Origin of the sequence: Rhizobium sp. Rhizsp42, assembly GCF_047304155.1 — a bacterium.
Classification (GTDB): domain Bacteria; phylum Pseudomonadota; class Alphaproteobacteria; order Rhizobiales; family Rhizobiaceae; genus Rhizobium.
Genome location: NZ_JBGLYS010000019.1, coordinates 77,450 through 100,974, shown reverse-complemented (window position 1 = coordinate 100,974; position 23,525 = coordinate 77,450). Strand labels below are relative to the sequence as shown.

22 protein-coding genes are annotated in these 23,525 nt (G+C 62.6%); 8 read left to right on the top strand and 14 right to left on the bottom strand.

The genetic code is table 11. The features are described from left to right. Positions 1–3: 3 nt before the first annotated feature. A complete protein-coding gene (locus ACCD05_RS18755) occupies positions 4–522 on the bottom strand; it encodes a glycosyl transferase (RefSeq protein WP_047508072.1) in 519 nt (172 codons plus the stop codon). Between the two features lie 141 nt (positions 523–663). On the opposite strand from ACCD05_RS18755, the gene ACCD05_RS18750 reads away from it, so the two are divergent. Next, the gene (locus ACCD05_RS18750) at positions 664–1,821 is read left to right on the top strand and encodes a PA0069 family radical SAM protein (RefSeq protein WP_018898622.1); all 1,158 of its coding nucleotides are present in this window, start codon (positions 664–666) and stop codon (positions 1,819–1,821) included. A gap of 165 nt (positions 1,822–1,986) precedes the next feature. Next, a complete protein-coding gene (locus ACCD05_RS18745; protein ID WP_111561830.1) occupies positions 1,987–2,658 on the top strand; it encodes a ribonuclease HII in 672 nt (223 codons plus the stop codon). A 99-nt stretch (positions 2,659–2,757) separates the two neighbouring features. Here the strand turns inward: ACCD05_RS18745 and ACCD05_RS18740 are convergent, their stop codons facing one another. From ACCD05_RS18740 to ACCD05_RS18690, 11 genes are all read right to left on the bottom strand, one after another. Then, positions 2,758–3,249 carry a F0F1 ATP synthase subunit B gene (locus tag ACCD05_RS18740; RefSeq protein WP_018898619.1) on the bottom strand — a complete coding sequence of 164 codons (492 nt, stop codon included), beginning with the start codon at positions 3,247–3,249 and terminating at the stop codon, positions 2,758–2,760. A gap of 3 nt (positions 3,250–3,252) precedes the next feature. Continuing rightward, positions 3,253–3,891: a F0F1 ATP synthase subunit B gene (locus ACCD05_RS18735; protein WP_018898618.1), complete on the bottom strand. Its 639-nt coding sequence runs from the start codon at positions 3,889–3,891 to the stop codon at positions 3,253–3,255. A 78-nt stretch (positions 3,892–3,969) separates the two neighbouring features. Beyond that, positions 3,970–4,197: a F0F1 ATP synthase subunit C gene (locus ACCD05_RS18730; protein WP_015338972.1), complete on the bottom strand. Its 228-nt coding sequence runs from the start codon at positions 4,195–4,197 to the stop codon at positions 3,970–3,972. Positions 4,198–4,266: 69 nt separating this feature from the next. Then, a complete protein-coding gene (locus ACCD05_RS18725; RefSeq protein ID WP_018898617.1) occupies positions 4,267–5,019 on the bottom strand; it encodes a F0F1 ATP synthase subunit A in 753 nt (250 codons plus the stop codon). Positions 5,020–5,094: 75 nt separating this feature from the next. Continuing rightward, positions 5,095–5,439, bottom strand: coding sequence for an AtpZ/AtpI family protein (locus tag ACCD05_RS18720; protein ID WP_018898616.1), 345 nt, complete (start codon positions 5,437–5,439; stop codon positions 5,095–5,097). Between the two features lie 282 nt (positions 5,440–5,721). Then, positions 5,722–6,810 carry a cell wall hydrolase gene (locus ACCD05_RS18715; RefSeq protein ID WP_413394545.1) on the bottom strand — a complete coding sequence of 363 codons (1,089 nt, stop codon included), beginning with the start codon at positions 6,808–6,810 and terminating at the stop codon, positions 5,722–5,724. 290 nt (positions 6,811–7,100) lie between these two features. Further along, a complete protein-coding gene (locus ACCD05_RS18710; protein WP_413394542.1) occupies positions 7,101–8,999 on the bottom strand; it encodes a potassium transporter Kup in 1,899 nt (632 codons plus the stop codon). A gap of 18 nt (positions 9,000–9,017) precedes the next feature. Beyond that, complete coding sequence (gene corA, locus ACCD05_RS18705; RefSeq protein ID WP_018898613.1) at positions 9,018–9,995, bottom strand: magnesium/cobalt transporter CorA; 978 nt, start codon at positions 9,993–9,995, stop codon at positions 9,018–9,020. A 417-nt stretch (positions 9,996–10,412) separates the two neighbouring features. Further along, complete coding sequence (gene apbC / locus ACCD05_RS18700; protein ID WP_413394540.1) at positions 10,413–11,579, bottom strand: iron-sulfur cluster carrier protein ApbC; 1,167 nt, start codon at positions 11,577–11,579, stop codon at positions 10,413–10,415. Positions 11,580–12,093: 514 nt separating this feature from the next. Beyond that, a complete protein-coding gene (locus tag ACCD05_RS18695; protein WP_402929327.1) occupies positions 12,094–12,825 on the bottom strand; it encodes an autoinducer binding domain-containing protein in 732 nt (243 codons plus the stop codon). Between the two features lie 239 nt (positions 12,826–13,064). Then, positions 13,065–13,892, bottom strand: coding sequence for an IclR family transcriptional regulator (locus tag ACCD05_RS18690; protein WP_413394537.1), 828 nt, complete (start codon positions 13,890–13,892; stop codon positions 13,065–13,067). Between the two features lie 96 nt (positions 13,893–13,988). On the opposite strand from ACCD05_RS18690, the gene ACCD05_RS18685 reads away from it, so the two are divergent. The 5 genes from ACCD05_RS18685 (at position 13,989) to ACCD05_RS18665 (ending at position 18,087) form a co-directional block, all read left to right on the top strand. After that, positions 13,989–14,759, top strand: a complete 771-nt coding sequence (locus tag ACCD05_RS18685; protein WP_413394535.1) for an SDR family NAD(P)-dependent oxidoreductase — start codon at positions 13,989–13,991, stop codon at positions 14,757–14,759. Further along, complete coding sequence (locus tag ACCD05_RS18680) at positions 14,759–15,676, top strand: 2-dehydro-3-deoxygalactonokinase (RefSeq protein ID WP_018898606.1); 918 nt, start codon at positions 14,759–14,761, stop codon at positions 15,674–15,676. The genes ACCD05_RS18685 and ACCD05_RS18680 overlap by 1 nt, the downstream gene beginning before the upstream one ends. A gap of 24 nt (positions 15,677–15,700) precedes the next feature. Further along, positions 15,701–16,333, top strand: a complete 633-nt coding sequence (locus ACCD05_RS18675) for a 2-dehydro-3-deoxy-6-phosphogalactonate aldolase (protein ID WP_047508095.1) — start codon at positions 15,701–15,703, stop codon at positions 16,331–16,333. Positions 16,334–16,337: 4 nt separating this feature from the next. After that, a complete protein-coding gene (locus ACCD05_RS18670) occupies positions 16,338–17,225 on the top strand; it encodes an SMP-30/gluconolactonase/LRE family protein (RefSeq protein WP_018898604.1) in 888 nt (295 codons plus the stop codon). A gap of 256 nt (positions 17,226–17,481) precedes the next feature. Further along, complete coding sequence (locus tag ACCD05_RS18665; RefSeq protein WP_209189315.1) at positions 17,482–18,087, top strand: PRC-barrel domain-containing protein; 606 nt, start codon at positions 17,482–17,484, stop codon at positions 18,085–18,087. Between the two features lie 93 nt (positions 18,088–18,180). On the opposite strand, the gene ACCD05_RS18660 is transcribed toward ACCD05_RS18665, so the two are convergent. Both ACCD05_RS18660 and ACCD05_RS18655 read right to left on the bottom strand, forming a co-directional pair. After that, on the bottom strand, positions 18,181–19,539 hold the full coding sequence (locus ACCD05_RS18660; protein ID WP_018898601.1) for a putative bifunctional diguanylate cyclase/phosphodiesterase: 1,359 nt from the start codon (positions 19,537–19,539) through the stop codon (positions 18,181–18,183). A gap of 124 nt (positions 19,540–19,663) precedes the next feature. Continuing rightward, a complete protein-coding gene (locus ACCD05_RS18655; protein WP_413394531.1) occupies positions 19,664–21,382 on the bottom strand; it encodes a response regulator in 1,719 nt (572 codons plus the stop codon). Between the two features lie 180 nt (positions 21,383–21,562). On the opposite strand from ACCD05_RS18655, the gene mutL reads away from it, so the two are divergent. Further along, positions 21,563–23,443, top strand: coding sequence for a DNA mismatch repair endonuclease MutL (gene mutL, locus ACCD05_RS18650; protein WP_413394529.1), 1,881 nt, complete (start codon positions 21,563–21,565; stop codon positions 23,441–23,443). Positions 23,444–23,525: the final 82 nt, after the last annotated feature.

Genomic DNA, 23,525 nt, shown 5'->3' with positions numbered 1-23,525 from the left:
AGCCTAGTTCCGCGCCGAGCGCGCCACCCACGACGGGATGAGCTCGGCCGATAGCTTGCGCAGCTTCTGCCCCTTGACGAATTCCGCCAGTTGCATGCCGCTGCGCGCCGTCGCCAGAGCATGTTTTTTCGGCAGCAACAGGCCAAGTTCAAGCGGCGCCAGACGGCGCAGGCGCTGATAGAAGGGCCGGCGATAACCACGCGAGGCGGTGAAGCGGGCGGGCAGCTTGTTCAGCGCCACATATTCGGCGATCTCGTCGATCCAGCCGCTCTGCGGGCGCGCTCCGGGCTCGACGAATAGCAGCCATTCGCCGCGCGCCGAACGCAGTATGTCCTTGATATCCCAATGCTGATGGAAGCGGCAGCCGGCAGCGTCCGCGACCTTGGACGAGCCATCGCGCGAGCCGTGGTCGAGCACAACCACGTCGCTCACCAGCCCCTCCACGGCACCAGCAACCAACACCGATAATGTCTGCGCCAGCTCAGGTTCCTGATCCCGGCATTCCAATACGACAGTCAACATTGCTCATTTATAGTGCGACGCACAAAACATTACCAGCGACAGTTTTCCAAATTTGTTCTTGCATTGTTCTCATTTCAGCGATAGGAATTTAATCACCAGAACGGATGGGGACGACGAGTCTTCCATCGACGGAGAAACCCGATGAACGAACAGTCCCTTGCAGGGCAGGCCGCATTCGCGCCTGCCAATACGGCGGATATTGCCGACGCGATGATCGTTTCTTCCGGCCTCAGGATCGAGGTCGACCGCCGGCGTGGCCGTGGTGCGGGATTGAACCCGAGCGGGCGCTTCGAGCCGCAGAGCCGCGAAGGCTTCGACGATGGCTGGCAGACGCTGGAAGAGTTGCCGCCGTTCAAGACCGAGGTGCAGATCGAAAAGCCGCGCACGGCGATCACCCGCAATGAATCGCCGGATATCCCCTTCGACCGTTCGATCAATCCCTATCGCGGCTGTGAGCACGGCTGCATCTATTGCTTCGCGCGGCCCACCCACGCCTATATGGGCCTGTCTGCGGGGCTGGATTTCGAAGCGCGGCTGTTTGCCAAGCCGGATGCGGCCAAGCTGCTGGAACGCGAACTCGCCAAGCCCGGCTACAAGCCGCGGGTGATCGCCATCGGCACCAATACGGATCCGTACCAGCCGATCGAGAAGGAATGGCGGATCATGCGGGATATACTCGAGGTGCTGGAGCGGGCGAACCATCCTGTCTCGATCGTCACCAAGTCTGCGCTCATCCTGCGCGACCTCGATATCCTGCAGCGCATGGCGGAGAAGAACCTCGTGCGTGCATCGCTGTCGGTGACGACGCTCGACCGCAAGCTGGCACGGACGATGGAGCCGCGTGCATCGACCCCATCGAAGCGGCTCGATGCGCTGAAGGCGCTGAGCGACGCCGGCATCCGCACGTCGGTAATGATGGCGCCGGTCATTCCTGCGCTGAACGATCATGAGATCGAGCGCGTGCTCGATGCGGCCCATGCCGCCGGTGCCACGGAAGCGGGTTATGTGATCCTGCGTCTTCCATTGGAAGTGTCGCCGCTGTTTCGCGACTGGCTGCTGCAGCACTATCCCGACCGCTACCGGCACGTCATGTCGCTGGTGCGCTCGATGCGCGGCGGCAAGGATTACGACGCCGATTTCAGCAAGCGCATGAAGGGCGCCGGTCCCTATGCGTGGCAGATCGCCCGGCGCTTCGAGATGGCCACGAAGCGGCTCGGCATGACCCGCCGCAGCATGCCGCTGCGAGACGACCTGTTCGTGCCGCCCAACGGCAGCGGCGTGCAGCTGTCGCTGCTCTAGTTTTGCAGCATGTCGTTGTCGCAAAACCGCTGCACACTTTTGCGCGACATGTTCGGATATTCCCTTACGGACGGCTGACCCTGGCCTTCCGTTCTCAAGTCCCCGGCCCGCCGCCCTGATCCGGGGACTTGCAGGAAATCGGGTTGGCGTGCGAAGTTCAGCCGCATGAAACGTCGCACGCCACCCGATTCTCCCATGCTTTTCGAAGATGTCCCGCTGCTTCCGGATTTCCGGCTGGAGCTGAAGGCGCGCAAGGCTGGCCACTGGCCGGTCGCCGGCGCCGACGAGGCAGGGCGCGGGCCGCTGGCGGGACCTGTGGTCGCCGCCGCCGTCATTCTCGATCCGAAGCGCATCCCTGATGGCCTGAACGATTCCAAGCAGCTTTCCGCACAGAGGCGGGAAGAGCTTTTCGAGCAGATCCTTGCCACCGCGACCGTCGCCATCGCCTCATCCAGCTCGCGCCGCATCGACGAAACCGATATCCGCAAGGCGAGCCTCGATGCCATGCGCCGCGCGATCTTGAGCCTCTCCATCCCCGCAAGTTATGTGCTGACCGATGGACTGGACGTGCCCCCCGGGCTTGAGTGCCCCGGCCAGGCCGTCGTCAAGGGCGATGCCCGCTCGGTATCGATTGCCGCCGCCTCCATCGTCGCCAAGGTCACGCGCGACCGGATGATGACACGCGCCGACCTGATCTTCCCAGCCTATGGCTTCGCGGCGCACGCCGGCTACGGCACGGCACGGCACCGCGCCGGCATCGACAGCCATGGACCCTGCCCGCTGCACCGCATGAGCTTCGGGCGGCTCAAGCAGTTCCTGGTCACCGACGGCGAGTAGGCGGCACCTCGGCCGGCTTCCGGGCGCTACCGCGAACAACACCTCCAAAACGCAAAAAGCCCCGGCGAACCGGGGCTTTGAAATGCGATAGGACCGATCTCAGTTGAGGCGGGTCTTTACCTGGCCAAGGGCGTTGCCGAAGAGTTCGGACTGAACCTTGGCGTCGGCCTTCTTGACGAGAACCGTTTCAGCGGCGGCGATGGCGAGGTCGACGGCTGCGGAACGAACCGCCTTCATCGCATCGGCTTCGGCCTGCTTGATCTTCGCTTCCGAAACCGCGGTGCGGTTGGCAACGAATTCCTCGGTCTTCTTCTTGGCTTCGGCGGTGAACATTTCCGCTTCGCGCTCGGCGGCTGCCAGGATATGGGCAGCTTCCGCTTCGGCTTCCTTGCGCTTGCGCTGATATTCGGCCAGCAGGTGCTGGGCCTCTTCACGCAGGCGCTTGGCTTCCGACAGCTCGTTGCGGATCTGATCGGCGCGGTCGTCGAGCGACGTCGCCATCATGCCGGGAACCTTGAGGTAGACGACCAGCGCCAAGAACAGGACGAGACCGACGAATGCGAAGAATGTTGCGTCCAGTGCAAATTCCATCGATCAAGCTCCCTTCTTGGCCGCGGTGACGGCGGACGTGACTTCAGCCTTGGTGGCGGTGCCACCGATCAGCTGCTCGACGACGGCCTTTGCCGTTTCCTCGGCGATCGTGCCGACATCCGCGAACGCCTTCGCCTTGATATCGGCGATGTGGCCTTCCGCAGCCTTCAATTTTTCGCCCAGAGCGGCCTCAACCGCGCGGCGGTCGGCCTCGGCCTTGAGCTTGGCGGCGTCGCGCGCTGCCGTGCCGATTGCGTTCGACTTGGCGCGGGCTTCTGCGAGTTCGGCTTCGTAGGCAGCAACGTCTGCGTCTGCCTGCGCCTTCAGGCGTGCAGCCTCATCGAGGTCCTGGGCAATGCGCGTGTGGCGCTGCTCGAGGATACCGCCGATGCGCGGTGCAATGACCTTTTGCATGAGCACGAAGAAAATGACGAAGGTAATCGCCAGCCAGAGCAGCTGGGACGCATACGTCGAAGTATCGAAAGGCGGGAAAACACCGCCATGGTGTTCGGCTGGCACGCCGGTCTCGGTATGAACCTCGCCTGCGGCCGGGGCAGCATGCGCGTCTGTACCGGTCGCTGCACCAGTTTCTGCGGTTCCCGCCGGGGCTTCTTCAGCGTAAGCCGGGGTCACAAAAAACATGCTCACCTCCAGGTGTACTGCAAATACAAAGGATCACGGCTCGCTGTTCGCAGGCCGTGATCCCTCAGTGCGCCGAAATTAAACGGCGAACAGCAGAAGGAGAGCGACGAGCAGCGAGAAGATGCCCAGAGCTTCCGTAACGGCGAAGCCGAATACCAGACGGCCGAACTGGCTGTCAGCGGCAGACGGGTTGCGCAGGGCGCCCGACAGGTAGCTGCCGAAGATGTTGCCGAGGCCGAGAGCCGTACCGGCCATACCAAAGCAAGCGAGGCCTGCACCGATGAATTTTGCTGCTTCCGCGTCCATGTTGTACTCCTTTGAAATGGTTGTTGCGGCGAATTGACTGACGCCCGCGGACGTCAATGTCGGTATCCCTTAGTGGCCACCCGGGTGGATCGCGTCGTTGAGGTACATGCAAGTCAGCACCGCAAAGACGTAAGCCTGTAGGAAGGCGACGAGGAACTCGAGACCCGTCAGGGCGACGGTCATGATGAGGGGAAGAACGGCGCCGCCGATACCAACCGCACCCATGGCTCCAAGCGAGGCAACGAAGCCCGCGAACACTTTAAGGGTGATGTGACCGGCCAGCATGTTGGCGAAGAGACGAACGGAGAGCGAAATCGGACGCGACAGGAACGAGATGATTTCGATGGCGACGACCAGCGGCAGCAAGATGCCGGGAACGCCCTGAGGCACGAAGACATTCAGGAAGTGGAATCCGTGCTTGTAGAAGCCGTAGACCAGAACCGTGCCGATGACGAGCAGCGCAAGAGCAAAGGTAACGATGATCTGGCTGGTGATGGTGAAGAAGTAAGGGAACATGCCGAGCAGGTTTGCGGTCAGCACGAACATGAAGAGCGAGAAGACCAGCGGGAAGAACTTCATCCCCTTGGATCCGGCGCCCTCTTTCAGCATTCCCGCGATGAACTCGTAGGACATTTCGGCGACCGACTGCGAGCGGCCCGGCACGATGGCGCGGTTCGACGTCGAGAAATAGAGGAAGCCGGCGGCCACGGCAGCAGAAGCCGCCATGAACAGCGAGGCGTTCGTAAACGAGAAATCAATCCCGCCGATTTCGATCGGCACAATCTTCTGGATCAGGAACTGATGAGTCGGATCGTTAGACACCGCTTGTTCTCTCTATATCTTATACCCGCACGAGACGGGATTATTGCACTGGATCGAACGCCTGAACGTTCCGCCCTATTTCCGGTCGCTTTCGCGCATATCGAGATCAGGTTTCGCAACCTTGCCCGCAGCGCGCATCACGTTCAGCACGCCGGCACCAAATCCAAGAAGAAGAAGTACGATCAATCCCCAAGGCGCAGTGCCGACAAAACGGTCGAAGAGATAGCCCAGGACAGCGCCGACCACGACCGCGGAAATGAACTCGCTCGAAAGCTTCATCGCCTGGGCATAGCCCTTGCGGCTTACCTCGGCGCGGGCCTCGTCGGCCTCGTCCTTCCCCGCCTCTATGCGCTTGGTCGCGAGTTCCGCTCCCAGTTGCGCACGGCGCTTTTCCAGACTCTCCTCGCGGTCATCCGCCATCGTGCTCTCCTCCGCCTGCCGCCGTCCGCTACGCCGCTACCCCGGTTTACCGGACAACGACCCCAAGGCTGAAGAACCTTCCGGCCCGCTTTGAAGTCGCGCGCAACATAGTTTTAGCAAAATCCATAGTCAAGGCGTAGCAGGCCGATGTCCAGCCATAAAATAAGCGATCAAAAACATATGGTTAGATCGATACGGGCGGGTTGTGGCGGAATCGGGGGAAAGAATCCGCGGGCTGACGCGGCAATAAGGCGCGAAAACGCGCCTTTTACCGGGTTTTTATCAGCTCCAGCCGCCGCCATAGGTGCGGTAGAAGACATGCAGGCCGATGCGGCCGACCTTTTCCATGGTCTTTGCCCATTTCGGGCGAACGTAGACGGCGTGGTAATGGGTGGCGGAGCCAACCTGGGGCAGCCAGATGCGGCCGGCGGTCACCGCCATCGCCACATCGCGGGCGATTCTCCAATGGGCCTGCGAGTTCACGCGGTCCTTGATGTTGTCACAGGCGAAGGAGAACTGGCAGCGGTTGCGCCAATCCTCGTTCTGGTAGACGACGCCGCAGATGGTCTTCGGGTAAGCCGGGTTGCGCACGCGGTTGAGAATGACCTGGGCGACGGCCGCCTGGCCCTTCACTGTTTCACCACGCGCCTCGAAATAGATGCCTGAGGCGAGACACTGCTGCTCGGCTGGTGAAAAGACGCTGGCCGGCAGGATGCTCGCGGCCCAGGCGTGATCCTTCGGGCCGATTTGCGGCACGAAGCGACCATTGTCGGCCTTGTCGGTCAGGATCGAATCGAAGGGGGACTGACGAGCGTAGTCTGGAGCGGCGGGGGCGAAGGCGGTTGCGAGCACGTCGGACTTGTTGCTGGTGACGAGATCGGCCAGCATCGGCGAGATGTCGGCTGCGGGCTTCGGAGGCTGCTTGCGGTAGAAATTGGTGGCGATCTCGATTTCCTTGCCGCGGATCTTCGGCTTCACGAAGGCCGACTTGTCCTTCAGGTTGAAGGTCGGCTGAAACAGAAGGCGGGTCCGCTGCAGGATCGACCCGGCGGAGAAATCTTTCGGCGGCTGAACGCGCTCGACGGCGACCACCCTGCCCTTCTTGGTGGCGCGGTTGACGCGGTCTTCATCGGGCGTGTCTTCGTGGCCCTTGTTCTCGGTGGTGAAGGCGACCTTGCGGCCATCGGGCAGCACCATGCCGGCACCGGATGCGATCGCGCCGGTGACAGCGGGATCCGCAAAGGCGAGCTCGGCCTGATGGATGGAGCCGGCGGGCGAGTTGGTCAACACCATGCGCCAGTTCTCGCGGCCCTGGTCGAGGCCAGCCAGAAGGGCTGCCAGATCGGCATGCGAGGCCATGGTCGGGAACATCAGCCACGCGCAGACGCCGAAGAGCGCGGGGGAACTCCATCTTTGCAGCAAAGGGCGCAGCTTATCGAAGCGGCGCGACGCACCAGAGGCGCGTGATTTGCCAGGAACTCGACTATTTCGACGCAACACCAGACTCCGGCATGGGACGCATGAACATGCCGATAAAAATGTCTCATTAACCTTGATGCTTGGTTAATACGCCGCCCTCAATTGATACAGCATTTGCTTATAGACACTGAAACGCAAAAGCCCGGCGCGAGGGCCGGGCTTTTGGAGGATGGAGTGCCACGTCAGATGATGACGTGCGAGCCAAGTTCGACCACGCGGTTGGCCGGCAGGCGGAAATAATCCGACGGGTTGGCGGCAGCGTTGGCGAGCGCGATGTAGAGGCGGTCCTGCCAATAGGGCATGCCCGACTTCGCGTCCGGAACCAGCTTGCGGCGGCCGAGATAGAAGGAGGTCGACATGATGTCGAACTTCAGCCCGGTCTTGCGCAAGGTCGCCAGCGCCTGCGAGACGTTCTGCGATTCCATGAAGCCAAACAGAAGCTCGACGCGCGAGAAGCGCTCGGAGATCTGCTCGACCTTGTAGCGATCGGCGCTCGGCACGCGCGGCTTGTTGACCGTGCGGATCGTCAGGATCACGTTCTTGTCGTGCAGGACGTGGTTGTGCTTCAGATTGTGCAACAGCGCGGCGGGTGCGGATTCCGGATCGCTGGTGAGGAAGATCGCGGTACCGGGCACATGGGCCGGCGAGTGGTCACTCTTGCGCTCGATCGAGGAGATGAACGAGGCCAGCGGGATATCCGTGTGGCGGGTCTTTTCCATCAGAAGCGCCGAGCCGCGACGCCATGTCCACATGACGACCACGAAGGCGGTGGCGATCATGACAGGGATATAGCCGCCATCGTGGATCTTGATCAGGTTGGCGCCGAGGAAGATCATTTCCAGCACGAAGAGCGGCGCCAGAACGGCCGTCGCCGTCAGCACCGACCAGTTCCAGCGGACGCGGACGAACTCGAAGGCCATGATGGATGTCACGACCATGGCGCCGGTGACGGAGATACCATAGGCCGTGGACAGCGAATCCGACGAGCCGAAGGAGATGACCAGGAAGATCACGCCCAAGAACAACAGCAGATTGACCGACGGCACGAAGATCTGCCCGGTGTTGGTCTCCGAGGTGAAGAGGATTTCCATGCGCGGCAGGAAGCCGAGGTTGATCGCCTGGCGGATCAGCGAAAACGCGCCGGTGATGACCGCCTGGCTGGCGATGATGGTGGCGGCGGTGGCGAGGATAACGGCCGGCAGCAGCGCCCACTTCGGGAACATCAGGTAGAAGGGGTCCGACATGGCATGCGGGTTGCCGAGCACCAGAGCGCCCTGACCGAGATAGTTCAGCGTCAGCGCCGGGAAGACCAGCACGAACCACGCCCACTGGATCGGGCGGCGGCCGAAGTGGCCGAGGTCGGCATAAAGCGCTTCGGCGCCCGTCAGCGTCAGGAACACGGCGCCGAGCACGATCACGCCGAAGAAGCCCTCATGCATTAGGAAGCTCACGGCATAATAGGGGTTGAAGGCGGCGAGGATGCCGAAATCATCCGAGATATGCGAGATACCGACAACGGCGAGCACGATGAACCAGAGCGCGGTGATCGGCCCGAAATAGCGGGCCATCGTTCCCGTGCCGCGCGACTGCACGGCAAAGAGCACGGCGAGGATGGCGACCGAGATCGGCACGATGTAGCTGCTCAGCTGCGGCGCGACGAGCTTCAGACCTTCGACGGCCGACAGAACCGACAGCGCCGGCGTGATCATCGCGTCGCCCAAAAAGAGTGCCGCGCCGACGAGGCCGAGCATCATCAGAAGCGCGGTGTGGCCGTTGGCGGTCTTCAACAGAAGCGCCAGCAGCGACAGCGTGCCGCCCTCGCCTTCGTTATCGGCGCGCAAGAGAAGCAGGACGTATTTGATCGTGACGATGATGGTCAGCGCCCAGATCATCAGCGAGACGACGCTGATGACCTCGAAACGGGTGAGGCCATCGGCGGCGACGGGCTTCAGCGCTTCGCGAAACGCGTAGAGCGGGCTGGTACCGATGTCACCGTAGACGACGCCAACGGAGCCCAGCGCAAGATAGAAGAGCTTGCGGGGGCTCATGTTCTGGTCGTGTGAATGGCTGTCTGCGGACATGAAACAAAAACAGGCTCTTCAGAGCCAGCCTTTCCAACGGAAGAAGAAGAAGGGAATGACGGCGGAAACCAGCATCAGCCCGAGCGAATAGGGATAGCCCTGGGCGAAATGCAGTTCCGGCATGAATTCAAAATTCATACCATAGATGGAGGCGACCAGCGTCGGCGGCAAGAAGACCACCGATGCGATCGAGAAAATCTTGATGATCGAGTTCTGTTCGATGTTGATCAGACCCAGCGATGCATCGAGAAGGAAGGTGATGTTGCCGGCGATATAGGACGAGTGCTCGTTCAGCGACTGGATATCGCGCGAGACGGTGCGGCAGAGTTCCTTGGTGGCACGGTCCTGCTGCACGGCCGGCACGTTGTAGAAGAAGGTCATCAGCCGCGACATGGAGGCCAGGCTGTCACGCACCTTGCTGACGAGGCGCTGATGAGCGGCGATATCGCGCAGCTTCTCCTCGAGATAGTTCGAGGGCTTGCGGACCTTCTTGGCGCGGTCGCCGAAGACGTGGGTCGAGAGGATATCGATGCGGGCGACCGAGATTTCGAGAATTTCCGCCGTGCGGTCGATGATGGTCTCAAACAGCTTGGCGAGCAGCGACGCACCGTTGCGCCAGTGGGCGGGAATGCGGTGAAGGGCCGCGATGAAGAGCGCGAAGGATTTGGGCTGGGCGTAGCGGATTGTGATCAGGCGCTTGCCGGCGAGGATAAAGGCGACATCCGTCAGAACGGGCGCATCGGTCTCGGCCTTCCAGACCAGAGAGGCGGTCATGAAGACGGCGTCACCTTCGGTATAGAGACGGGCGGAGGGCTCGATGTCCTTCAGGTCCTCGCGGGTCGGCACCTCGATACCGAGCGCCTTCTCGACATAGGCCTCTTCCTCGCGCGTCGGCTCGATCATGTCGATCCAGACGATATCGTCGCGCATGGTCTCGACCTTGGTGAGATCACCGAGCTCGACCGATTGGCAATTGGAGCAATAGGCAGTGATCACCGGGCGCGTCTCCCGTGATCCACGGCTGTGAGAGCCATCGCCGTTCGCATCAAAAAACCTTCCGCGAAGCGCCAGAAAAAGCGGCGCTCAAGCTGCAAGTCTTCGAGATTAACGAAAGCGGCTGAAGAATGTTCATCAATATCCCGTCATAGCCGGCCGAAGCTCGGGTATGCACTATGCTCAACCGCATCGCAGTCACCAATCCTTCGATCGACAAGAGAACTCCGAACATGCAGCAGGCATTCGCCGCTGCAGGGCTGGCTATCATCGAGCATTCGCACATGCCGCCCTCATGGCGACGGCGCGCCATATGACGGAAACCCACGCAAGAATCAAGACATCTTACGTGAACTGCGTTGTTTGATCACATTTTGCCCGCAATTGGGAGTCTAGCCGCGCGGTCCGAAACGGCACACATCACTCGAAGACGATCGCGGGAGCGGCGCGCTGCGGCTTGCCCTCGAGCTGCGCCCAGACCTTGGCTGCGATGTCGCGATAGATACCGGCGACGATGCCGTTCGGCTCGCTGGCGACCAGCGGGGTGCCGGCGTCGGAGGCTTCGCGGATGTTGATCGTCAGCGGCACTTCGCCGAGGAAAGGCACGCCGATGCGCTCGGCTTCGGCGCGCGCGCCGCCATGGCCGAAGATATCGTAGCGCGCGCCGGTGTCGGGAGCGATGAAGTAGCTCATGTTCTCGACGATGCCGAGAACCGGCACTTCCACCTTCTTGAACATGTTCAGCCCCTTGCGGGCATCGATGAGCGCCAGGTCCTGCGGCGTCGAGACGATGACGGCACCGGCGAGCGGCACCTGCTGGGCCATGGTCAGCTGCGCGTCGCCGGTACCGGGCGGCATGTCGACGACGAGAACATCGAGCTCGCCCCAGGCGACTTCGCGCAGCATCTGCATCAGCGCCGACTGCACCATGGGGCCGCGCCAGATCATCGCGGTCTCCTCATCGACGAGGAAGCCCATCGACATGACCTTGAGACCGTAATTCTCCATGGGATTGATGATGCGGCCATCTGTCTGCGTCGGGCGGCCGGAAATCTGCAGGAGGCGCGGCATGGAGGGGCCGTAGATATCGGCGTCGAGAATGCCGACGCGCAGGCCGTTGGCCTGCAGGCCGAGCGCGAGGTTGACCGATGTGGTGGACTTGCCGACGCCGCCCTTGCCGGAGGCGACCGCGACAATGGCGCCGATCCCGGGTACGCCGATCTTGCCGGCACGCTGCTGTGGCTGCGCGTGTGCGTGGCCTTCATGCCCATGGCCGGCATGACCATGACCAGCCTGCGGCGGCGTGCGGGAGGCGGCGGCGCCCGATGGCGCGCTCTTCTTGTCGGCGGTCAGCGCGACCAGGGCGCCTTTGACGCCCGGCATTTCCTTGATGACGCGCTCGGCGGCGAGCCGCAGCGGCTCCAGCTCCTTGGCGCGCTCGGCGGGGACGGTAATGGAGAAGTAGACCTTGCCATCCGAGATGAACACATCGGAGACCATGCCGAGCTCGACAATATTATGTTCGAGATCGGGGCCGCGCACCGTTGCCAGCGTTTCCAGCACCTGTTCCTTGGTGACTTCAGTCATATCGTCCTCACACCCTTATCTGGCTCTGTAGATAGAGGAGCGCGAAGTGATCGCCAAACAAAATCGGCGGGCATCGATAGCTGCGAAACGAGGGGGAGTTTCCAAAGGAGACCGCTGAGCCATCAAGTCCGCCGGGCTTTCGCCCTGATGGCACAACGGTCACCCAAGTGGATAAGGGGTTTCTAGGGCGTCAGATCTGAAAGACCAGTCAGAATTGAGGGAAAAATGCATCAGCTCGCGCTTATAGGCCGGGAGGCGTATCCCAAAAACAACAAACCGCCGCTCGATGTCCAGCGCACTAGGCTGCCGGGATCGAGCGGCGGGTTGAAGGTCGCGCCTTTAATATGGCGTCGTTGCCAAGTCCCCTCTGGACCGCTGACAATTAGGAAGCAGAAAGCGTGCCAATTCAAAATGGCGCCGAATCCGGCCCTATCCGCAGCAAAAGAGGCTGGATGACCGGCGCCCTGGCGCAATTTTTAGGCTGCTGCGACAATAGCGCACAGTATTTGGGCAGCTACTTGATCAGGCCGATGCGCAACGCCTTGGCAACGGCCTGGGTGCGATTGACCGTGTCGAGCTTCTTGGTGGCGCGGTTGAGGTAGTGATTGACCGTATGCTCGGAAAGACCAAGGATATCGGCGATCTCGACGCTGGTCTTGCCGGCGGCGGTCCAGTTGAGGCAATCGATCTCGCGGTCGGTCAGGGCGTCGACCACCCGGTTGTCGAGCGCGCGGATCTCGGCCAGCCTGTCGAAGACATGCGTCGAGATATAATGGAGCTCCAGCATCTCCTCGGGCGCGAAGGGCTCGCGATCGCCGGAGAAGGAGACCGCGCCGCGGGCGCCGGAGGGATCATGCGTCGGGAAATAGGCGCAGCGCATCATCCGGAAGCGTTCAAACAGGGCCGTGACGATGCCGGACTTGCCGTCGGAGCGATCCAGCTTCGCCTTCGAAAGGTCGTTGAAGAACGGCACGGTCGAGGATCGCAGCTTGCCCATGACGGGACTGTTGGTCAGCAGCGCCTCGTGGTCATAGGCCGACAAAAGCTCGGCCGGCCAGTTGGTGATGACAGTGTTGCTCTGCAGATCGCGTGCAGTGGCCGAGGGAAGATTGAGCACCATGAAGGCACGAACCCGGTAGGCTTCCGTCAGCCTCTTCATGAAGCGAAAGATATCGAACTGGGTATTTAGCCCAGACACCTCATTTACGTATACGTTCACGGAAGTCGAATGCGGCAAAGGGTTCATGGTGTCATCAGCTCAAAAATCAGGAACGTCGTAAGTGGCCTGCTCAGGTCGCATGCCGACGGCAGCATCGCCGTCAATATAGCCTACGGCACTACACCCCAGGACTTGGGGTTGACAACTGCCAATTGTGATGATTCTTCACAAAATCACAATATGCCCAGCCGATGAAAATGAGCATATTTCTGCACGAAAACTGACAAAGCGGCTCTGGATTTGACGATTGTCAAGTTGACCGAGCGTCAGCGGCGGGGGCCGAGCCCGATGCGCATGCCGCTCATGATGCTTTCGGCGGTCCGACGGACGGGCAGCGCCCACTCCTCCAACCGCTCGAAGGTCAGCCGATAGGCCGGCCCGGTCACGGAAACACCGCCGACAAAGGAGAGGTCCTCGGAGCAGACGGGTGCCGCCACGCAGCGGATGCCGACCTCGTGTTCCTCGCGGTCGAAGGCATTGCCCGAGCGGCGGATGTCGGCGATCTCGCGGCGCAGCGTCTCCGGCGTCAGCGTGTTATCCGTGAAGCGCTGGAACAACACGCTTGATATGATCGCGTCTAGCCGATCGTCCGGCAGCGCCGAGAGCGCCGCCTTGCCGACACCGGTGCAATAGATTGGCGAGGCATTGCCGATCTGCGAATACATGCGGACCGGCTGGCTGCCTTCGACCTTGTCGAGATAGATGACGGAGGCGCCGCGCAGGACGCCGAGATGCACGGTCTCGCCGGTCAGCTGCTGCAGGGCGTTGAGATGCGGCTCAGCGATCAGCCGGAACTCGTTGCGTGCCCAGCTGCGCGAGGCGAGATCGAGAAGACGCAGGCCGGGTGCATAGCGGCCGTCGGCCAGCACTTCCAGCAGGCCCTCCTCCGTGAGATGGCCAAGCTGGCGATGCAGCGTGCCGCGGGGCTGGCCGGCGACCGCTAAAATATCGGTGAAGCGCATCGGGCTGTCGGCATGCGTGACGATATCGAGCAGCACCATCAGCTTGCCGAGCGTGCCGGTCTCGCGCTTTTCCGCACCCTCGTTCTTATCCGTGGCGTTTTTATCCATGATGTCGCCATCAGTCGCGCCCATGCTGGCCCTCATGCCTTGACAGAGACCCAAGGCTAATCCGATAATTCCATATAGTCAAATTGAGTTCTGAATAATGGAACTATCGGGAGGATAGTGGTGGCGGAGCTTGGAGCGCAATATCCCGAATTCAGGGACCGAAGCGTGGTGGTGACGGGCGGCGGCTCCGGCATCGGTGCCGCCATCGTCGAGGGGTTCGCGCGCCAGGGCGCCAAGGTCTCCTTCATCGACATCGCCGAGGAAGAGAGCCACGCGCTGGCCGACCGCCTGTCGCGCGACAGCCTGCACCCGGTGCGCTTCCATCGTACCGACCTGCGCGATGTCGCGGCGATCCGCGCGACCATCGAGGCGATCGCTGCCCATTCCGGCCCGATCGGCGTGCTCGTCAACAACGCGGCGCGCGACGACCGGCATGATTTCGACCAGGTGACGCCGGAATATTGGGACAACAATCAGGCGACCAACCTGCGGCACGTGTTCTTCGCGGCGCAGGCTGTGGCACCATCGATGCGAGAGGCCGGCGGCGGGGCGATCATCAACATGTCGTCGATCGCCTTCATGCTGAACATGCCCGACTTCCCTGCCTACACGACGGCGAAGGCGGCGATCATCGGGCTGACGAAGAGCCTTGCGGGCAAGCTCGGCCCCGACAACATCCGCGTCAACTGCATCCTGCCGGGCATGATCGTCACCGAGCGGCAGATGAAGCTGTGGCTCACCGAAGAGGGCATCGCCGGCATGATCGAGCGGCAGTGCATCAAACGCGTTTTGCAGGCCGACGCCATTGTCGGGCCCTGCCTGTTTCTAGCATCCGACGGCGCCTCCGCGATGACGGCGCAGTCCCTTATTGTCGATGGAGGCATTTTCTGATGGCAACACCCCGATATATCGCGGTCGACTGGGGCACGAGCAGCTTCCGGCTATGGCTGATCGGCAGCGATGGCAGCGTGCTGAATGAAAGCCGCAGCGACGAGGGCATGACGACGGCGGCCAAGACCGGCTTCGCCGAGGTGCTGGCCAAGCATCTCGCCAAGGTCGAAGCGCCCGCCGATATCCCCGCCATCGTCTGCGGCATGGCCGGCGCCAAGCAGGGCTGGGTCGAGGCCGGTTATGTCGACGTCCCCACATCGCTGTCGGCGATCCTGACCGGCGCCGTGCCCGTGCCCGGCCAAAGCCGCGACATCCGCATCCTGCCGGGTCTTGCCCAGCGCGACCGGGCATCGCCCGACGTGATGCGCGGCGAAGAGACCCAGCTCTTGGGCGCGCTTGGCCCTGACAGCACGGGCGCGCAGGCCGTCTGCATGCCCGGAACGCATTCGAAATGGGTGCATGTGCAGGAAGGCGAGGTCATCGGCTTCTCCACCTTCATGACCGGCGAACTGTTCGACGCGATCACCAAGCACACGATCCTGTCGCATGCGGTTGCCGGGGCCGAGCAATCACCGGCCGACAATTCCGCCTTCAAGGCATCGGTCTCGACCGCCTTCCGCCAGCCGCAGATGGCGACCAACCTGCTGTTCACGGCCCGCTCCGGCCAGTTGCTGCACGGCATGACCGCTTCGGCGGCGCAGGCGCGGATTTCGGGCACGCTGATCGGCCTGGAGATATCGGGCGCGCTGGCCGATGCCGCGAACGACACGCCGATCGCGCTCGTCGCCTCCGGCCGTCTGCAGAAGCTTTACGAGACCGCCTTCAAGGCGCTTTCGCTGAACGTCACGACCATCGATGCCGATACGGCGGTGCTTGCCGGCCTTTCGGCCGCCGCAAACGCCATCTGGCCCAACTAAGCCCAATCAAGAAAGAACAGAGCGATGAACCGCATCCCCTTCCCCGCCATGAAGCGCCCGCTGATCGCCATCCTGCGTGGGATCAAGCCCGAGGAGACCGAAGGCGTCGTCGGCGCGCTGATCGAAAACGGCCTGACCGCGATCGAGATCCCGCTGAATTCGCCCGAGCCTTTCAAGTCGATCGAGATCGCCGCCAAGATGGCGCCGGCCGACGTGCTGATCGGCGCCGGCACCGTCCTGACGACCGAGGCGGTGGACAGCCTGCACAATGCCGGCGGCAAGCTGCTGGTGACGCCGAATGTCGAGCCAGACGTGATCATCCGCGCTCGTGACTACGGCATGGTGACGATGCCCGGCGTCTTCACGCCCACCGAAGCGCTGGCCGCGGCGCGCGCCGGCGCCACCGGGCTGAAGTTTTTCCCGGCCAGCGTGCTCGGCCCATCCGGCATCACGGCGATCCGCGCCATCCTGCCGCCGGAACTGACGATCGCGGCTGTCGGCGGCGTCTCCGACAAGAATTTCGCCGAATACACCAAGGCCGGAATCCTGGCCTTCGGTCTCGGCACGAGCATCTACAAGCCGGGAATGACTGTCGCTGAGGTTGCCGAGCGCGCCAAGGCAACCATTTACGCATACGACGCAGCAGTGGGAGCTTGAGCGTATGACCGACATTCATGAGTTCGCGGGGCGGACCCTTTCCAGCACCAATTCGGTGCTGGGCGAAGGACCGACCTACGATCCCGATACCAATACCATCTGGTGGTTCAACATTCTCGGCAAGGAATTGCACGAGCTGAACCTTTCGACCGAGGAGAAGAAGGTGCACGCGCTGCCTGTCATGGCGAGCGTGCTGGCGCGGATCGACGACAAGCGGCAGTTGCTTGCGACCGAGCAGGGCCTGTTCGTGCGCGATATCGAAAGCGGCGGCCTGACATTTTACGCGGCGCTCGAAAACGACCGGCCGGAAAACCGATCCAATGATGGGCGCATGCATCCCTCGGGCAGCCTGTGGATCAGCACGATGAGCAAGCGCGCCGAAACCCAGGCCGGCGCGATCTATCATGTGGCGCGGGGCAAGGTGACGAAACTCTTCGGCGGCATCACCATTCCAAACTCGATCTGCTTTTCGCCCGATGGCTCTGTCGGATATTTCACCGATACGCATCTCAGCCGGCTGATGCGGGTGATGGTCGATCGCGAGACCGGCCTGCCGACCGGCGAGCCGATCGTGCTTGTCGACAGCATGGAGGAAGACGGCGGCATCGACGGCTCCGTGGTCGATGCCGACGGCTATATCTGGAACGCACGCTGGGGTGCCGGCACCGTCGATCGCTACAGCCCCGATGGCCTGCGCATCGCCCGCTACAAGGTGCCCGCTGCACAGCCCTCCTGCCCTGCCTTCATCGGCCCGGATGCCGACCGGCTGGCGGTCACCACCGCCTGGGAAGGCCTTGACGATGCGGCCCGTGCCAACCAGCCCGATGCCGGTGCCCTGCTCGAGCTCGGCGTCAGCGTCCGCGGCGTTTTCGACGCGGCCTATATTCTCTAAGGCACCCTCCAGGATCTGTTTTAAAGGGCGTCCCTCGGGACGCCCTTTTGCGTTGCGAGGGCGCGATGATCTTGCACCCGCGCCGTCCCGGCGCCGGAAAAGTTCCGAAAATTCCGTCAGTTTCTGCGTGTATTTTTCTGGGAACCATTAGCCAACCCATTCATTTACTTCACGAACCGGCCGAGCTGAGACAGCTCTCGCTAGAAGAGAAAAGCGCGGCCAGAGATCACCCAAGGACACTGAAAGTAGGTACGATATGACACGCAAACTTCTCACCACCGTTGCCGCTGGCGCCCTGTTTGCCACGGCCTTCGCACCGGTCGCTTTCTCGCAGAGCGCGACCCAGCCGGCCTCGCCGAGTGCACCGTCCATGTCGGCACCGGCCGACCCGGCAGCGCCGAAGCCGGATGCCATGAAGCCGGCAGGTGATGCCGCTCAGGCGCCCGCACCGGCCGCTACCACCGATACCGCACAGGCGGGCGGCGGCACCTATCTGACGGAGCAGTCCGCTGACCAGGTCAGCGCCAACACCTATATCGGTCAGGCCGTCTATAACGGCACGAACGAAAGCATCGGTAACGTCAACGACCTGATCATGAAGAAGGATGGCGGCCTCGTCGCAGCCGTGATCGGTGTCGGCGGCTTCCTCGGCATCGGCGAAAAGAACGTCGCCGTGCCGATGGAAAAGATCACCGTGGCCCAGAACACGACTGATGGCAGCGTCAAGCTGACGACCTCGGAAACGGCCGAAACGCTGAAGGCAGCGCCGGAATTCAAGACGCTGCAGATGCAGTCGGCTGAAAAGGCCCCGGCTCCGGGCGCGATGGACAACACCGCAACCGGCTCCACGACCAACAAGTAAACACTGCATCGTTAGTCGCAGTGCATGCGTAATCGATGGCGTCCGAGAGGGCGCCATCGGCTTTTGTGTTCTTATTTCTGGATTTGCGGCGCTTTACGCCATCGCCCGTTCGCCGGTGTCGTATTCGTTCTCATGCAGGAACCTGAGCGTCGCGATGGCGTCGGCGGGTTTGCCGAAATAGTAGCCCTGCCCCATGCCGCAGCCGAGCATGCGCAGTTTCGCGGCTTCCGAATAATCCTCGATGCCTTCGGCGACGACTTCGAGATCGAGGCCTTCGCACATGGTCAGGATCGCCTTGATGATGTGCTCGGAGGCGCGGTCGGAATTGATGCGCGAGACGAAGGCGCGGTCGATCTTGATCTTGTCGAACATGAAATCGCGCAGGCGGCCGAGGCTGGACTGGCCGGTGCCGAAGTCATCCAGCGAGATGCGCACGCCGGCCTGGCGCAGGTCGGCGATGATGCGGTTCGCGGTGTCGGCCGAGCCCATGACGGCGGTCTCGGTGATCTCGAGTTCGAGACGGTGCGGATCGAAGCCGACGCGGCCGAGGATGGAAAGCACGTTGGCGCTGGTGCCAGGGTCCATCAGCTGCGCGGATGAGAGGTTGAAGGACAGGAACATCTCGCGCGGCCAGGAGAGGGCAGCTTCGGCCGCCTTGCGCAGCAGCGCTTCCGAGAGCGCATCGATGAAGCCGCGTTCTTCGGCGAGCGGCACGAAGACGCCGGGCGAGACGAAGCCGAGATCCGGATCGTTCCAGCGCGCCAGCGCCTCGAAGCCGAGGACCTGGCTGGTGGCGAGCGAGACGATCGGCTGGAAATGCACATCGATGGCGTCGGAGATGATGGCGTTTCTGAGCGCCTGCTCAAGCTGCGTGGCGCGCTTCATCTCCTGCGCGATCTCGCGCGAATAGACGGTGATCTGGCTGCGGCCGCGACGCTTGGAGCGATAGAGCGCGGTCTCGGCGCTCTTCAAGAGTTCCTCGAACTCCTCGCCCGCGAATGGATAGATGGCGAAGCCGAAGGAAGCGGAGAGACGGACGTTGCGGTCGCCGAGATCGTAGGGTGCCGACAGGACCTCGCGGATCATCTGGCCGAACTTTTCGGCGCTGGCGCGCTCGAAGACCAGCGGCAGGACGAAGGCGAATTCGTCGCCATCATGGCGCGTGACGACGGCGCCATCGGGAATGCAGGCTTTCAGGCGGTGCGCGACCTGGCAGAGAATTTCGTCGCCGGCGGCCGAGCCGAAGAGGTCGTTGATCGGCTTGAAGCTATCGAGATTGGCGATGCCGATGGTAAACGGCGCCGGATCGTCGGCGCGTTCGGCCGAGATTTGGGCGATACGGTCGCGCATGCGATAGCGGTTTCCGAGCCCGGTCAGCGGGTCGGTATAGGCCATCGTCTGAAGCTCGTTCTGGCTTACCGGCGCCAATGGCATATCCGCCAACATCATCATTCTGATCCAGAGCTTCCCCAATACCCGGCAGAATGGCGGGCAAGTCTTAAAAATTCGATATTCGACAACCCTGGATCATCGTGAATTGCCTCCCAAGAATTGGGGAGTTGACCGCAATTGGCGCTTAAAGGGAGGCTCGCTGTGCCTCTGGCTGCATGAATTTCTGGAAAACCGTTTCCAGGATATCGGGGCTGACGGGCTTCATGATCACGTCGTCCATGCCGGCATTGGCGCATTCGGCGCGGTCGCGCTCGAAGGCCTGGGTGAGCACACCGATGATCGGGGTGCGGGGTCCATCGCCCTCCACCTGGCGGATCAGGCGGGCGGCCTCGAAACCGTTGAAGCCCGGCAACGAGATATCCATCAGCACGATCTTCGGCCGGTGCTCGGTCCACATGCGTACGGCTTCATCGCCGGTGGCGGCGATGCGGTAGCGGTAGCCGAGACCTTCGAGGATCTGCGAAAAAACGATCTGGTTGATATCGTTGTCTTCGGCCACCAGCACATCGAGTTCGAGCTGGTCGTCCGACGTGGTGATCTCCCAGTCGCTGTCGATCCGGTCGGCCATGGCGCCGCGATTGTTGCGATTGAAATGGCGGGCGATCTGGAACGTGAGCTCGGTGGAGATCTGGAAGCCGTCCATGACCAGCGACGAGATGCCGTACTGCTCGGCAAGCTCCAGGCAGCGCATGCCCATCTGATTGTCGATGATGACGAGATCGAGCGACAGGCCCGCCGGCGAGGCGATCTCCAGGAACTGCTCCTGCTCGTCCTCATTGCGCACCGAGCAAGCCTCGAAGCCATATTTGGCGAGCGTTCTCAGCGCCGCGGTCTCGGCGGCGATATCGCCGGTGACGACGAGGATGCGGCGGCCGGAGAAATTTTCGGGCACAATGGCTTCCATGGCTGCCGGTTCGCGGCGCTCGCTGTCGCCGTTCATCGGAACATAGGCGCGGCGATAGGTGCTCTTGGCCGATGTCGTGACGCTCGATGCCTTCTCGAATTCCTCGAGATCGCCGCCCTCGCGCGGCAAGTCCTGCATGGTCGAGACTAGGAAATAGCGTCCCGGCTTGCCGATGCGGTGCTTGCGCGAGATGATTTCGCGCTCCGAGCCATCGCGGGCGATCTGGCGCTGGCGCACGACCGACATCTCGCCGGTTTCGAGGACATGGCGATCGCTTTCCTCGAAGCGGGCGGCGACTTCGGGCGAGAAGAGTTCCGTGCTCTTGCGGCCCAGCACCTCATCGGCCGTCGTCTGGTACTTATCGCAGAAGGCGACGTTGACGGCGACATAAGTGAGGTTACGGTCCTTGACGAAGAGCGGGAATGGCAGGTTGTCGAGAATATCCTCGGTCAGCTGCACACGCTCGAGATCGAGACGCCACTGCTCCTCGCGCTTCTTCACCTCCGAGATATCGGAGATGACGCAGACGCCATAGCCATTGGCAAGCCGGCGCTTCTGGAAACCGACCCAGCAATCGTTGCCGTAGCGCTCGACCGCTTCGTAGCGCTCGCGCCAGTGCGTGGCGATCTTCTGCGACAGCCAATCCTCGCGGCTGAGCGCGCCCTGCTTGCCGGCCGAGCGGCTGCGGATGCCGGTTTCATAGACGGCGCCGAGGAAATCGCGAAGCCGCGTTCCGGGCTGTAAGAGATCGGCGCAGATCGGGAAGAAATCGAGCACCTGCCGGCTGGCGAAGACGATGTGATCGGTCTTGTCATAGACGATGAAGGCGGAGGACAGGCTTTCGCAGACCGCGTCGAACAGCGCCGACTGGAGGCCAGCAGCGGTCTCAACCGCGCCCTCCTGCGGGGCTGTGTCCGCTTGATCGCGACCGGCACTCATACTTACGCGTCCTACATCTGTCCGATTGGATTGTATTCTCGGCGGGGTACTATCGGCAAAATGCCAGTTTTGTCTTAAGGCGTGCTTAACATTAAGCAGCGGAATCCTAGGGTCTGGACAAGCCCCGAGATCGTCGTTTTCACCCTTCCCTATCCCCGTCGAATCCGCGAAAATGGCGGCATGTCGATCAAGCAGCTTTCCGAAACACTCATCAACCAAATCGCCGCCGGCGAGGTCATCGAACGGCCCGCGAGTGCGGCCAAGGAATTGATCGAGAACGCGCTCGACGCGGGTGCGACGCGCATCGAGATCGCCACCTCGGGCGGCGGCAAGAGCCTGCTGCGCGTTACCGACAACGGTTCGGGCATGGACGAGCGCGATCTCGAGCTTGCGGTACGGCGGCACTGCACCTCGAAGATCACAGATACGCTCGACGATATCAGCACGCTCGGATTTCGCGGCGAGGCGCTGCCCTCGATCGGCTCGGTGGCGCGGCTGACGATTTCGAGCCGCCGCCGCGACAGCGATGGCGGGGCGGAGATTTCGGTGGCCGGCGGCAAATTACAGCATCTCAGGCCCTCGGCGCTCAACCCCGGCACCATCGTCGAGGTGCGCGACCTGTTCTTCGCGACGCCGGCGCGGCTGAAGTTTCTGAAGACGGAAAAGGCCGAGGCGGCCGCGATCACCGAGATCGTCAAGCGCATGGCGATCGCCTTCCCGCAGGTGCGCTTCGTGCTCTCGGGCACCGACCGCACGACGCTGGAATTTCCGGCGACCGGCGAGGACCATCTGGCGCGCATGGCGCAGATCCTCGGCAAGGATTTCCGCGACAACGCGATCGAGATCAATGCCGAGCGCGAGGATGTGACGCTCACGGGGTTTGCCGGCGTGCCGACCTTCAATCGCGGCAACGCGGCGCATCAATATGCCTTCGTCAACGGCCGGCCGGTGCAGGACAAGCTGGTGCTGTCGGCGATCCGCGGCGCCTATGCTGAGACGATCCCATCGGGACGCTACGCGGTGGCGGTGCTGTCGATCGGGCTCGATCCGGCGCTTGTGGACGTCAACGTGCATCCCGCGAAATCCGACGTGCGCTTCCGCGATCCGCAGCTGGTGCGCGGGCTGATCGTCGGCGCGATCCGCGAAGCTTTGGCGCGCGACGGCAGCCGGGCGGCAACCACAGGCGCCGACGGCATGCTGCGCGCCTTCCGCCCCGGCTTCCAGCCGAACGGATACCGGCCGCAGCAAGCGCCGCAACAGCCATGGAGCGCCGAGACCTCGCCATCGCGGCCGTTCTCCTCCGCACCTGCCGGCTCGTCCTCATATTCCCCATCCTATCAGCGCCCTGTCGGCAACGGCTTCGGCGAGCGGCCACAGGCCTCGTTCGACGGGCTGACCATGCCGGCGGCGCGGGCCGAGACCGCGCAGACCTCGTCCTGGACGGCGCCATCGCCGGCCGCCGAGGCCGAGGCGCCGTCGCGCTTCCCGCTTGGCGCGGCGCGGGCGCAGCTGCACGAGAACTATATCGTGGCGCAGACGGAAACCGGGCTTGTGATCGTCGATCAGCATGCGGCGCATGAGCGGCTGGTGTTCGAGGCGATGCGCAAGGCGCTGCATTCCAAGAGATTGGCCTCGCAGGTGCTTCTGATCCCCGAGATCATCGACCTGCCGGAAGAGGATTGCGACCGGCTGATGCAGTTCTCATCGGAGTTTGGCGAGCTCGGGCTTGGTGTCGAGCGGTTCGGGCCGGGGGCGATCGCGGTGCGCGAGACGCCGGCGATGCTGGGCGAGGTCGATGCATCCGGGCTGATCAGGCAGCTGGCAGACGAAATCGCCGAGTGGGACACGGCCTCGGGGCTTTCGGCCAAGCTCGAATATGTGGCGGCGACCATGGCCTGCCACGGATCGGTGCGCTCGGGACGGCGGCTGCGGCCTGAGGAGATGAACGCGCTGTTGCGCCAGATGGAGGTGACGCCGGGTTCCGGACAGTGCAATCACGGCCGACCGACCTATATCGAGCTCAAGCTTTCCGACATCGAGCGGCTGTTCGGCCGGAGCTGAAAACGCTGGCAATGGCGGCTGTTGCGGGTTATGGCAATCCGATGACGCCTCGTTTTGAGGATTGGCTTTAAGGATTGGAGCG